Genomic DNA, 14,483 nt, shown 5'->3' with positions numbered 1-14,483 from the left:
ACTTTGTTATTTAAAAATTTCTTAATCCTAATTGCTAGTTATTAACGTTTATCATCCATTACTATGTCCTCCTTACCCTTCCTGTCTAAATCTATTGCTAAACTCCGCGCCTTGACTCAGGTGAATGTGCAGACTAATTGGAAACTGTGGTCTGAAGACCTACCTCTGGAGGAGATAAGTAACCATATTTTTGCCAAGGGGTCAAGTAGTGAACTCAATGATAAAGGCTATATTATCTGGTCAGCCGGACACCAAGTTATGTGGTTCGGTCAACAATTTGTTATTCCCCAGGATTTACAAGGTTATCCTTTAGCTGGATTAACCTTACGACTAGCGCTAACCTGGTGGGCGGAAGATGCCAAGATTTTTGTTAATGGTGAGTTAGTCCAAGAAGGAGACTTATTTGATTCTTCAGATAGAGTCTTCCTAAGTTCAGCCGTTAGTCCTGGGGAAACTATTACCGTCATGTTGCGGTTAGTGAGTCCGGGTCATGATATTGGCGGCTTAATGCGGTCTTTCTGTATTTATGAATCAACGCATTCGATTGATCCTGGATTTGTTGCTGATGAATTAACCGTATTGCAGAACTATTTAACCGCCTTTGCACCAGAAAAATTAGAAACACTGGCTGCTGCTGTGGCTGAGATTGACTGGCAGAGGGTATCCCATGGCGATCAGTTTACGCGATCGCTAACCCAATTGCGCCAAACTCTGCTATCCAAAAATATAACCCCTAACGCCACATTTCACCTATTAGGTCATGCCCATTTAGATATGGCTTGGTTATGGTCTACTCAAGAAACCTGGGATGTTGCAGTGCGAACCTTTGAATCTGTTCTCAGTTTACAGCAAGATTTTCCTAATTTAACCTATTGTCATACTACACCCGCCCTTTATGCCTGGGTAGAACAGAATCGTCCCGACTTATTTACCAAAATACAACAACAAGTGATGGCAGGTTGCTGGGAAATTGTTGGGGGGATGTGGGTTGAACCGGAATTAAATTTAATTGACGGTGAATCCATTGTCCGGCAAATTCTTTATGGTCAACGTTATACCCAAGAAAAATTCGGTAAAATTACTCAAATTGCCTGGGTAACGGATAGTTTTGGCTTTAATTGGCAGTTACCTCAATTTCTTAAAAAAGGGGGAATAAACTATTTTATTACCCAAAAGCTGCATTGGAATGACACCACTGAATTCCCCTATCACCTCTTTTGGTGGCAATCACCGGATGGGACTAAAATTCTCAGTTTAATGTCGCCGCCCAATATAACCGGAGTCATGGATACCAATCCAATTACCATGACAAATTATGGGATTAATTGGCAAAAGCAAACAAAGATTAAGGATGTATTTTGGTTACCTGGTGTAGGCGATCATGGCGGTGGTCCCACCCGCGATATGTTAGAAGTGGCACAGCGTTGGCAACAGTCTCCCTTCTTCCCCAATTTAGAATTTACCACCGCGTTGAAGTATTTGCAGAATCTGAGACATCAGTTAGAAAAAATGGGAGATAGGGAGATGATGTGTAGAGACGTGCCACGGCGCGTCTCCGGGGGCGGGTTTAGTCACATCAGGGGAACAAAAAACGATAATAGTGACACCCACCCGGACAAATATTCAATTCCTAATCCGATTTGGAATAACGAACTTTATCTAGAACTCCATCGCGGATGTTATACCACCCACGCTGATCAAAAACGCTGGAATCGTCGCTGTGAAGGATTACTTTACCAAGCCGAACTCTTTGCCTCTCTCGCTAGCTTAATCACCCAGACAAATTATCCTCAATCTCAATTAGAAGCCGCCTGGAAAAAAGTTCTGTTTAATCAATTTCACGATATCTTACCCGGAACTTCCATTCCAGAAGTATTCGTTGAAGCCAACCAAGCATGGCAGGATGTCGAGACAGTAACCCAAGATATTATAGCCGAATCCCTAAGCGCGATCGCGTCCCAAATCACCCTCCCCTCACCCCCCCACCCCAACGCCCAACCCCTAATCATTTTCAACCCCCTCAACTGGCAACATTCAGAACTCATTACTATCTCCCTCTGCGCCCCTCTGCGCGAACCTCTGCGAACCTCTGCGTTGGAAAAACAGTTCCCAATCACCAACAATCAAACCTGGCAACTATACGATAGTGACGGCGAAAAAATCCCCAGCCAAACCTTAGTCAGGGCGAGTTTTGAACAAAATTTATCATCAATAGCCAAACAAGAATCCCTAAACCAGCCCCGACAAACCCATCTGCTATTTCAGGCTAAAGACATCCCCGCAATCGGCTATAAAATAGTCTGGATTTGTCCCACTGATACTCCCCCAGAAAACGATAACCCCAATCCCAATAAAGAATTTATCCTCGAAAATGAATACCTGCGAGTTATCGTCGATCCAAATACTGGCGACTTAAGCAGCATCTTTGATAAACAAAACCAGCGAGAAATATTAAGCGGTGCAGGAAATCAACTGCAAGCCTTTGAAGACAAAGGACAATATTGGGACGCCTGGAATATTGACCCCAATTATTATCAGCATCCCCTACCGCCAACCCAACTGAAATCGATTCAATGGCTAGAACAGGGAAACCTGCGATCGCGTCTTCAAGTTATTCGCCAATTAGGACAATCCCAGTTTTGCCAAGACTACATCCTGACATCAGATTCACCCATACTTAAAATAGCCACAACCGTAGATTGGCAGGAACGCCAGGTATTAGTCAAAGCCGCATTCCCCTTAAACCTAGAAGCCGACTACGCCACGTATGAGATTCCCTGCGGCGCAATCCAACGCCCCACCAAACCCAAAACCCCCGCAGAACAAGCCAAATGGGAGGTTCCAGCATTGCGTTGGGCGGATTTGGGTGATGAAACTTATGGCGTGAGTTTACTCAATGACTGTAAATACGGCTATGACGCCCAACCCTCTCAACTCCGATTAACTTTACTCAAAAGTCCAATGTGGCCCCATCCCGATGCCGATCGCGGAATTCACCACTTCACTTACGCCATTTATCCTCATTCGGACACTTGGCAAGCCGCGAGAACCGTTCAGCGAGGGTATGAGTTAAATTTCCCCCTGCAAGTCGTCAGGCTGGAAGATACGGCGACAGAGGGGGTTAAGTCGTTGCCCCCTGGGGGTTCCTTGCTGGAGTTATCGGCGGAAAATTTAGTGATCATTGCGTTTAAGCGATCGCAAGATAATCCACAACGGTGGATTCTGCGGTGTTATGAATGTCAGGGAAAGGAAGCGGAATTCTTGTTAAATAGTGATTTAGGGTTGGCGATAGATGCTTCCGTGGATTTGTTAGAACGTCCTGTGGATCAGTCTCCAGAGTCCCCGACGCTGCAAGCCTTGAGGATAGCACCTTGGCAGATTCGGAGTTACGCGATCGTTCAAACTTAAATGGGAGTTGAATTAAAATAAACTCATACAGAGTTGCGCTCAAACGTAGTAGATAAGGGGAGCAGGGGACGAGAAAGTTATCTCTTTGAATGCAACTTTGTATCAAACTCTTATCCAGTCGTCTAAAGACGACTTCAGCTTTTAGCCTTGGGTTTTAACCCAAGTCGGAGAAACGATTAGCCGTCTACGCCCAAATTGTTGGAGTTAAGGGGAATCAATGTATAGGAGGCTACGGCAGACAGAACCTGGGTTTCCCAACCTAATGTAGCAACTCCTATCTTGAGAAAAACTTCATCAACTCTTTACATTATCGCGGCATTATTTTAATAAAAGATAATAAGATGTTACAAAAGAAGAGGATGCACCTTATCTTCTCTGAAATGTTGAGCAAGTCGCCCCACGCCCCAACGCTGTATTAGTCCTGGGTAGAAAAAAAGGACGTAGCTGGCTTAGCGCTTCGCGAGTATAACATAAGACATAAGACAAAGGAAAAATGACGAATGCTCAAGGACAACGGACAAATAACAAAGGCAGTATCCTGGTTGTAGATGATACTCCGGCTAATTTGTACCTGTTAACCGATATGTTATCCAAGCAAGGGTACAAAGTCAGGACTATCCCCAGTAGCATTCTGGCGCTCAAAGCTGCCAAAGCCAATCTCCCCGATTTGATTTTGCTGGATATTGTCATGCCACAGATGGATGGCTATCAAGTCTGTCAATCCTTGAAAGCAGATGATAAAACTAAAGATATTCCGGTTATTTTTATCAGCGCGTTGAAAGAAGGGTTCGATAAAGTTAAAGCCTTTGAAGTGGGTGGGGCAGACTATATCTCTAAACCATTTCAGCTTCAAGAAGTGATGGCGCGGGTCAAGCATCAATTGCGTCTAAGAACCCAAGCCAAACAACTCTTGGCTAAAAATACCCGACTGAAACAAGAGATAGTAGAACGCCAACGTATCCAAGAAAAACTCAGCCATAGTGAAGCCTCTCTAAAACAAGCCCAGACAGTTGCCCATATTGGCAGTTGGGATTGTGATTTGGCTACGGGAAAAATGACTTGGACAGAGGAATTGTTTCACATTTGGGGACGTGATCTTCAACAGGGTGAACCCACCCATGCTGAACTGCTGGGGACGATTCATCCAGAAGATCGAGACCTGTGGAAAAACGCCGTAGACCGCGCGATCGCACAGGGGATAAAGTATAATCTTGACTTCCGCATTATCCGAGGTAAAACCCATGCTGCTGATGTGCAATCTCTCCCTAGGGGGAATCAGGGAAGTAGTGAAGTGCGCCATGTCGAGGCAAGAGGTGAACCTGTTGTAAACGAACAGGGGCAAGTGATCAGACTCTTCGGAACAGCGATGGATATTACTGATCGCAAACATGCCGAGATGCTGCTGACTGGACAGAACCAGATTCTGAAACTGATTGCCTCTGATGTACCTCTCCCAGACATCCTGGACGCTTTGGCGAGGTTCGTTGAGGAACAATCGGGAAAAATGCGATCGGCGTTTCTGTTGCTGGATCAACAGGGTAAATTGCACTTCGCCGCCGCCCCCAGTCTACCCGAAGAGTACACACAAGCCATCGATGGTCTAGCGATTGGTGCAGATGTTGGTTCTTGCGGTGCCGCCGCCTATCGTAAGGCAACTGTCATTGTATCCGATATTGCCAACGACCCGTTGTGGGTAAATTTCCGGGATTTGGCATTATCCTACGGACTTAAAGCCTGTTGGTCGATGCCGATTTTGTCGAGTGATGGGATAGTTTTGGGGACTTTTGGTGGGTATTATGACCAACCGCAGACAGCAACCGATCTCGATCAAGACTTAATCGCCCAAACCCTTTATCTTGCCACAATTGCCATTGAACGCCAGCGATCGCAACAAGCTTTGCACCAGACTCAAGAACGCTTGCAGCTTGCGTTAAACGCTTCTGGGGATGGGTTGTGGGATTGGATGATCACAACGGGAGACTTTTATATTGACCAGCGTTGGAGTGATATGTTGGGGTATGAGTCCGATGAACTTCCTACAGATATCAGCACTTGGGAAAACCTGATCCATCCCGATGATAAACCTTGGGTGATGAACCTGTTACAAGCGCATTTAAAAAACTGCTCAATTCCCTACCAATTTGACTATCGACTGCTGACGAAATCCGGGACATGGAAATGGATTTGTAACTATGGTAAAGTGGTCGCTTGGGATGAGAATCGCTTACCCGTGCGGATGAGTGGGACGCATAGAGACATTAGCGATCGCAAACAAATCGAGATCGCCTTGCAGCAGTCTGAAACCAGGGAACGGGAAAAAGCTCAGGCATTGCAACAAACCTTAAAAGAATTAAAACGCACTCAATCCCAACTGATCCAAACCGAGAAAATGTCCAGTTTAGGGCGCATGGTTGCAGGTGTGGCACACGAAATTAATAACCCGACTAACTTTATCTTTGGCAATCTGACTTATGCCCGTCAATACTTCCGAGAATTACTCGCACTGCTGCAACTCTACCAAAAAACCTACCCCAGTCCCACACCAGAGATTCAGCAACTGAGTGACGAGATCGACTTAGAGTTTCTCATCAAAGATTGGTCAAAGCTGATCAACTCCATGCAGTTGGGAACTCAACGCATCGAACAGATTGTGCGATCGCTAAAAAGTTTCTCAAAATTAGATGAAGCCGAGTTAAAACAGGTGGATATCCATGAAGGTTTAGATAATACGCTATTTATATTACAAAACCGACTCCGCGCCGAAGGGAATCGTCCGGAAATCATCGTGTTCAAAGAGTATGGTCAACTCCCTCAAGTTAACTGTTATGCCAGTCAGCTAAATCAAGTATTTATTAACATTTTAGATAATGCCATTGAAGCCTTAAGCAACCAACCCGAACCCCAATGGATTAAGATCACAACTGAAGTATCCACCAATAGGATAAGCGAGACAAAGGAATTAATTCAACACTCAAAACCAGGTTCCCTCGAAAGTCCTGAAGGGTCAAAACTGTCCCCATGTATTATTATTCGCATTGCTGATAACGGATGTGGGATGAATGAAGACGTGCGTCAGCATATCTTTGACCCATTTTTTACGACCAAGCCTGTCGGAAGTGGTACAGGATTGGGGTTAGCCATTAGCCATCAGATTATTGTGGATAAACACAACGGTAATATTAGTTGTGTTTCTAGTCTAGGGAAAGGAACAGAATTGATGATCGAGATTCCCTTAAACTTGGTAGAACTATCCTATAGCCCCTTTGAGTAGATCGCTAAATCAACTCAACGATATTAAAATTCATAAACAACATTCAATCCCTTACCAATGACAAAGGACGAATTACTGGAGAAGCGAGTTAAAAAGCGCTAATGAAGTCCGTTTTGCTGTGAGTAAAATCGCCCCGACAATTATAAATTTTATCGCTAGTGGCGCTAAAATCAGATTCAACACCAGACAAAGCAAAGCGATAATCGTTGCCCCTACCTGCACCAATTCCTCTGTGACATGGGTATGAATATAAACGGCGACGAGAGCGATCGCGAGAATCAGGAGAGACGGTATAATCATCGGACAGTGCATCTATAAAGGTTTTGGTGGTTATTCTAATTATCGACTAAATCCCTAAGTGAATACCTCCGTAAAAGTTCTTAATATGAATACGCTGATTGGCTGAGTTCCTAGAGTGGCGATTTACTAACCACAGTTAGTGAATTCTAATCAAGAATAAGTCAATTGTCAATTACCCACAGACCCTCTGTAGGGGCGCGACATGTCGCGCCCCTACAGAGGGTGGTTTAACTGATTTTATCTAATCAATCCTGACGCGGAAGCGGACAAAGCCAATATTATCTGGGCTAATTGTTGACACATTTCCCACATTAACTAATACTGATCCATCTGGATTATTGGGATTGGGACAGAACGTATTGACTGGGGTCAACTCTCCGAAAAATGTGCCTAAGTCTGCATCTAAGGCATTAGTTAGACGGTTATCAATTCCCGCTTGATTCAACAAAATCCCTTCACCCGGTGAAAAACTATCCGAGATAAAGGTTGTGCCTTCGGGAATCGCGTCACAAACCTGAACACCGTTAACGGTTCTCCCACCGTCGGAGAGGAAGTAAATCGTGTATTCCACATCATCACCGCTTTGCAGGGTATTTTCCGCTCCTAACTGGATAATGCCCACAGGCGGACGTTGAGTCCAACCGGCTGCATCGTCATCGGGGTTAGCTGGGTCATCGTTAAAGCTGTTGAAGTCAATACCACTAATCGGTGCACCATTTCGGGTGATAGTGGTAATCCGCTTGACTAACCGCAGACGTGGATTGCCAGGACTACCAACTGTGACAATAGTTGGCTCATCATCGCCAGTACCGGGAAGGTTACCCTGATTTTCTCCATCATCATTGATTTGGGGCAAATCTGGTGTGCCATCATCTCCTAACCCCGAAAGGGCATCGGTGAGAGAGAACTCGACAGAACCGCCATTAGATTGGGCTGTGGCTTGGTTTTGAATTTGTGTGCCAGCCCCGGCGGTGACACGGACACTGTACATGATCATGACTTGACCGCCGCCAGTTCCCAGTTGTCCTCGATTATTGGGATCACTCAGGTCTTGATCCGTGGTGCCATTGAACCTGGGATTCCCCTGTACTGTAGTATTCCCGGCAGGTCCACTGCCATCAGTACGCCGGAAGTTATAACTATCGGTCACAAAACTCACCTTATCGGCTTCGATTTGATCCGTGATTAAGACGTTCGTAATCGGAGCATTGGCTCCAGGGTTGGTGTAGATGATCGTATATTCCAGGGTATCACCCGTGGTCACCGCTCCACTCCCATCAGCATCGACAACCAGACGCACCGATTTACTTCCGGTAGGAGTTACAGGGCTGACAAAGTTGAGAATCGTGGGGTCGATGGGACTATTATTCGGTTGGCTGACATTACCCCCTTCCCCTACAGAATCAGGGTTTCCCGGCTCATCCCCAGAACCTGGCTGTCGGGGATTGCGGGTATCACTGGCGTCGGTGCGGACGGGATTTCCGCCAGCTCCGTCAAAGTTGACCAGCCCTTGGTTAGTAATTGGATTAGCCGCCCCCGGTAGAATCCGGGCGTTGAACGTGAGAACGACTTCACCCGTTGGCGGTAATGTTCCGGGATTGGTGAACCGAATCGGGCTACCTGTGCCGTTAAAGCTACTCACCGGTAGGTTTGAGGCAAGGGAAAATCCGCTATTGAGATTAATTGGGTTAGAACCGTCGCGTAAGATTCGCACCTGAATCGGCAGGATTTCACTCAGCACTACGTTATTGAGAGTCCGAGTCGGGTTGGGATTGCGGACGATAATTGTGTACTCAATATCATCACCGATGGTGAGACTACCACTGTTATCATTGTCTCTCAAGAAACGCACTGATTTATTAGCGACTGGGCGCGTGGGCGTCGTTGGCTCTTCGATTGTCAACACCGTCGGGTCATCGAACCTGGGATCGGAAGGATCACCACCATTATTAGTTTGCGGTAAATCTCCAGGTCTTTGAATGGCATCAGTCGGTACAGAGCGAGTCCCGGTATTATCTTCAAAGTTAGCAACGGCTTGGTTGGTAATCGAACTTCCAGGACCTGCGGTGATTTGTGTGCGATAGGTGAATACAACTTGACCACCACCACTAGCTAAATTGTCGTTTTGTTGATTGAGGACATTGTTGGTAGGAGGTGTGCCGTTATAGTTGGGATTAGCCGTCACCGTTGTCCCAGGGGTGACATTGATGTCCAAACTGCCAGGAACAAAGCTTAAACCACTAGCTATTGTGTCTGTTACCTGGAAGTTGGTAATGTTTGTCTGAGGATCGTTGTTGGTATAGGTAATCGTGTATTCCAGAATATCTCCGGTGCTAATCGAACCACTACCATCAACGTCTTCAAATAGACGTACCGATTTGGTTCCGGCTGGATTGACGGGTGAGACAAAGTTCAGAATCGTTGGGTCGTCTGGACCCCCCGCAGGTTGGTTTACATCACCCCCCTGGTTAACAGGACGCGGGTTTCCAGGGTTGTTTCCAGAGCCTTCTTCATCAGGATTGGTAGAATCACTAGCATCTGAACGGACGGGAGTTCCACCATCACCCGCATAATTGGCTAACCCTTGGTTGGTAATGGGACTGGATGAACCCGGTAAAATTTTGGCATTATAGGTTATCGTCACTTGTGCGCTAGGAGGTAGGGTGCCACCATTGGTAAACTGAACAGGTTCACCGGTGCCATCAAAACTTGTATTGGGCAATGTTGGCGCTAGGGCAAATCCTAAGTTATCAGGGACGTCGATATCATCAGGGACGTCGATATCAATATCAATTGGATTAGAACCATCCCGCAGTATGCGAACCTGAATCGGCACAATATCGCTAACCACCACATTATTAATGGTGCGAGTATTGCTGGGATTGCGGACGATAATGGTATATTCCACATCGTCACCAATAGTCAACGCTGAATTCCCATCATTATCTCTGAGGAAACGTACTGATTTATTAATTACAGGCGCTACAGGGGGCGTTCCGCCGCCAATAGGAACGCTTGTTGGGTCTTCTGGAATATTCGGATCATTGGGATTCCCTGGCGTATTGGGATCATCTGATGGTACGGGTGTTCTTACTTGGTCACTAGTCACCGTCGCTGTATTGTTAATCTCAGTGACGCCTTGGGGTAGGGGATCGTTGATGGTGACTCGGAACGTAACTGTAGCCGTTTCTCCTCCAGCGATATTTCCCACGGAACCCCCAGTGGGACTCACGAATGGTAGTGTGCCATTTACATCAGGAATCGGATTGCCATTTAATGTAGCGCTACCAGGGACATACGTGGTATTCGCGGGAATGTCTTCGGTGAGAATGGTATTGGTTGATGTTCCAGTACCTGTATCAGTACCTGTATTTTGAATAGTGATCGTGTAGCGCAGTTCTTCACCCGGATCAGCCGCACCATTCCCATTGCTATCGAGGGGTTCCACTGTCTTAGTGGGAACTAAGTTAACTGGGTTGGGATTAACCGTTACCGGTGTTGGATCGGGGAATTCCGGTGAATTTGGAAAATCAGAAACCGCTGTCGTTGGTACACCGGGAAGATTGGGGGGTATTTCACCCACGATTCCTTCAATGGTAGCTTGATTAAGGAATGTACCTGGCAAATCGATATTTAGAGTCTGGGGTATCTGAACTTCTATCTCCAGTGTTGGTTCTGAGTTCCTAGGAACCGTTATACCTGTAATGGTCAATTCATTAGTGCCTAACCCAGTAATATCACCGTTAATTGGCAATCCTACATTGTTGGTTATTCTTGAGAATGTGCGTCCGTCAGGAGGAGCAGTACCAGAAGGAAGCCTATCGGTAAAGGTAACCCGTGTAATGTCGAGTGAACTGCGGTTAATAAATCGGTAGGTATACGTTACTATATCTCCAGCCGTCACCTCTGTAGGTGAAACAGTTTTCTGGACAACTGGAGCATAGGCACAGGAAGCACCATCATTTTGACTAACGGCTGGAGCTACACTGCGTTGTATAAATTCACCTGCACCCATACCATTCACCCCAACATCAATACTGTATAAGACTCCATTAGCATCTGGCTGGCCCGGAGGATTAATATCATTTTGATAGGCGAATAACTGACCACTCGCATCAAAAAATATCGCTCCAAAGGACTCTGGTGATTCAAATGGTATACTGAAAAATGTGACATTAAGGGGATTATTTAAGTTTTCTACTCGTGGAAAGAATCCAAGCCGACCTACGTTAGTACCTACAGAGTTCCTGGCATAGCCATAGAAATTCCCATCTACTGGATTAAAAGCTATGTCGGCAAAGTTAGGAGCACCATTCACTGTTGTGAAAGAGTTAAATGCTACCGAATTTTCTGAAACAGTTAGCCTAGCCAGGACTCCATTTGGGGGAGAGTAGACGTAATAATTACCCCTGTCATCAATATCTCCGGCAATAAATCGAGTATCTGCTGGAATATTAGTTCCAGCAATAGGAATGGAGCCAATTTGAGCAGTAGCGCCATTTTGATCAATTTGGAAAACCGGAAAAGCCCCATCAACCGGATCTGGACCGATCGCATAGATAAAGCCATCTTGCACGTTAAACCCTATAGCATTGTACCGTGCTGTAGCCCCACCGATGCCCTCTAGTCTAAATGGACTCACATTCGTAATCAGTCGGTTGAGTCCAGTGGGGTCTTGTGCTCCTTCTGCTTGACTAATATAGAGTGTGGGATCGCAGGGGAATGGTGTTTGCGCTAAAACTGGCGGTGGCGCTCCTAAAAACGTGACAAAATTAGCCACATAAATGACTAAGGCGATAAATCGAATCCAGCGTTGTCTAAACCCAGAAAACGGCGATTTATCTCTATGAATAAGTCTAGGTTTTTTCTTCTGACGCATAGCAAATTTCAATTAGCTGTATATTTTAAAAACAAGGGGTTATCAGGTCTTTTGCTTCTTGACGGAATCTATTAAGCGACCCAATCAATGGAGTAGCTATTGCCCTGAGATTTAGATAAGGCGACCGCTCCCTAAATACCCCCTACAGGTGTTTCTTTCAGGCAGTATTGATGCCCTTGTTGGGAACGCTTTTACCACTAAACCTTGCCCCGACAATTAGCCAACAGAAACTGAGCAATGGATCTAAAATCAGCATTATCTTCCCCCTCCCGTCGGTTCAATTTGTAAGTCTGTTTCTTGGTCTTCAAAAATAATCTCCAAGCCTCTCAAATCCTGGAAAATAATTTCCACTCGGCGATCGCGTGCATAATCCACAACGCCGCTACCCGTTGTCCGGCGCTGGGTTTCGCCAAATGATCGAATCGTCATGCGTTCTGGAGCAATTCCTTGACGCAACAGATAATTCCGCACCGCTAACGCCCGACGGTTTGCCAACGCTTGGTTATAGGCGACATTCCCGCGAGGATCAGTGTGTCCTTGTAGTTCAACAGTTAGGAAGGGATACTCTTGCAGAACCGCCGCCACTTGATCCAGTATCGCCGCACTCTCTGGAGAGATATCGGAACGATCTAGGGCAAAATGTATATTCCGAGGAACCCGCAGCGTCAGGGGTTGTTGAACGGGTGGAGTGAATTCTGCGGGGGGTGGTGGAGGTGTGGTTTGGCTGAGACATCGAGGTATCACCGGTGGTAATGGTTCTGGGTTCGGCACAACTGTACCATCGGAGAACTTCACCGCCGCATTCAGGGCGGGTTCTGATGTCCCGTCTTGGGAAGTGGTTGCGATCGCACTAATTGTCTCCCCAGGCTGTAACCCAGTCAGCGTAACGCTAAATTGACCCTCCCCATCGGTTATCGTACTACCAATCGGTTCACTCAACGGACCATAGAAACTCTCGGCGGGTTCCCGCACCCGATAGAGTTCCACTGTTGAACCCGGTTCAGCTTGACCAAATACCTCTATCTGATCACCCAACTGCAAGAACTCCTCGGAGACAAATTGAGGGGCATTAATCCCATTGTTCCCTGTAGTCTGGCGTTGGTATTTAGTAGTACGGGGGGGATTATGACCATCCCCGACTTGGAAATGAATCGGTTCCAGATGCTGCTGAGCGTTCAGGTCAATACTCAACCCCTCCAACCCCGCAAAACGATTGGTTTCAATCACATTGCGATCGCTATCCGGATAAGCCGTCACCACCACACCGGGTCCCGGTTGATAGGCGATTTGATTCCCCACAACTTGGTGATTATTTCCCATCAAATACACCGCCGCCCGTCGCAGGCGTCTCCCATTAAAAATAATTTGGTTATCGCGAATTTGCACCGCCCCTTCGGGTTTAAACAAATACACGCCACTTCCATCATTGCCACAAATCAAATTTCCGGTAATTTGCGAATCATCAATCACCCCTTCTAAGCGAATCGCATCGGGCATTCCCTCAATGCCATTCCCCACAATAATATTTTCGCTCACCTGTAAGTTATTCGCTTGCACGGAGGTAATAATCGCACTTCCTTCATGGTCACTAATCCGATTTCGGTAAACCGTTGTGCCTAAACTATTAAACACATACACCCCAAAAGCAGACAGATTTTGGGGCATTTCCCCATCCGGAGGAATTCCCAACCAATTGAACTCAACTCTCACATCTTTGGGCGGAATATCATCAGGATAAAAAGGAAACCGATAATTCGGCTGTTGTTGCTGACTAATATCCGGGGGCGGTGAAGTATGGGAAATAAAAATATCAGCCGGAGGGGTGGCTAAAGTTGCCTCGTTTACGGATTTAAAGCCATAAATACTCAAGCCTCGCACCGTCACCTCATCCGCTACAATCGTTAATCCCCGCAAAATCGATTGACCCGGTGTAGGGGTAATCGTCACAATCGGTTGGGGAATAGCAATTTCCGCCGTGGGCGATGTTGTCGCATCATAACCCGGTTGCGTTGTCCCATCCACCACGAGTCCTGGACTTGCCAAGGGCGGTAATAATTCATTCAGATAAATCGTGGTGTCTTGGGGGGGTAAACTAAACTCAATTCGGGAGGATTGTTCAGAAGACGTAACCAGCGTCCTTTCAATATCACTTAATTGATCAACCGTCAAGTCACCATTGGTTAATTCAATCGCTTCCCGTAATGTGAGCAACTCATCGGGTGAAATTGTATCCTGAGTACTATTAACGACTACTCGTAAATTTGGTGATTGGGCTGTGGCTAACGTTGGCAAGGTTAAGACAGTTGCTAACGCTAAGGTTAAGGAAAATTGAAGCTTTGTCCTCTGTCTTTTGTCCGTTGTCCGTTGTCCTTGGTTCGTTGTTTGGGTGCTATTATGTCCGTCTAATACGATATTCGAGTTGATTATCTCCTTTATCGTCCAGTCCGCGAAGGCGGACTTTGTTTGTGTAGCCGCGACTTCTAGTCGCCGGGGCAAAAATGACCCTCTGTTCTGGTTATATTTTTTACGTTTGTTCTGGGGTTGGGCGAAGCATTCGCTATTAGCATTTAGGGGCAAAAATGACCCTCTGTTCTGGTTATATTTTTTACGTTTGTTCTGGGGTTG

General features: G+C 46.2%; 5 protein-coding genes. 2 read left to right on the top strand and 3 right to left on the bottom strand.

The features are described from left to right. Positions 1–63: 63 nt before the first annotated feature. Positions 64–3,408 (top strand): alpha-mannosidase, encoded by a 3,345-nt coding sequence (locus RID09_RS18355; RefSeq protein ID WP_446337365.1) that lies wholly within the window; start codon positions 64–66, stop codon positions 3,406–3,408. Positions 3,409–3,901: 493 nt separating this feature from the next. Continuing rightward, on the top strand, positions 3,902–6,679 hold the full coding sequence (locus tag RID09_RS18350; protein WP_446337364.1) for a PAS domain-containing protein: 2,778 nt from the start codon (positions 3,902–3,904) through the stop codon (positions 6,677–6,679). 72 nt (positions 6,680–6,751) lie between these two features. On the opposite strand, the gene RID09_RS18345 is transcribed toward RID09_RS18350, so the two are convergent. From RID09_RS18345 to RID09_RS18335, 3 genes are all read right to left on the bottom strand, one after another. Continuing rightward, positions 6,752–6,991: a hypothetical protein gene (locus tag RID09_RS18345; RefSeq protein ID WP_446337363.1), complete on the bottom strand. Its 240-nt coding sequence runs from the start codon at positions 6,989–6,991 to the stop codon at positions 6,752–6,754. Between the two features lie 229 nt (positions 6,992–7,220). Next, positions 7,221–11,858, bottom strand: coding sequence for an isopeptide-forming domain-containing fimbrial protein (locus RID09_RS18340; protein WP_446337362.1), 4,638 nt, complete (start codon positions 11,856–11,858; stop codon positions 7,221–7,223). Positions 11,859–12,113: 255 nt separating this feature from the next. Next, the gene (locus tag RID09_RS18335; RefSeq protein WP_446337383.1) at positions 12,114–14,150 is read right to left on the bottom strand and encodes an OmpA family protein; all 2,037 of its coding nucleotides are present in this window, start codon (positions 14,148–14,150) and stop codon (positions 12,114–12,116) included. Positions 14,151–14,483 lie beyond the last annotated feature (333 nt).

It is taken from the genome of Coleofasciculus sp. G1-WW12-02 (assembly GCF_040219735.1).
GTDB lineage: Bacteria > Cyanobacteriota > Cyanobacteriia > Cyanobacteriales > Coleofasciculaceae > Coleofasciculus.
The sequence above is the reverse complement of the archived record's forward strand: the minus strand, read 5'-3'. Positions and strand labels throughout refer to the sequence as shown.

What these genes read in the sequence shown, in the direction of transcription:
- RID09_RS18355 (WP_446337365.1), top strand. Translation starts at nt 64, where the DNA reads ATGTCCTCCTTACCCTTCCTGTCTAAATCTATTGCTAAACTCCGCGCC.
- RID09_RS18350 (WP_446337364.1), top strand. Translation starts at nt 3,902, where the DNA reads ATGACGAATGCTCAAGGACAACGGACAAATAACAAAGGCAGTATCCTG.
- RID09_RS18340 (WP_446337362.1), bottom strand. Translation starts at nt 11,858, where the DNA reads ATGCGTCAGAAGAAAAAACCTAGACTTATTCATAGAGATAAATCGCCG.
- RID09_RS18345 (WP_446337363.1), bottom strand. Translation starts at nt 6,991, where the DNA reads ATGCACTGTCCGATGATTATACCGTCTCTCCTGATTCTCGCGATCGCT.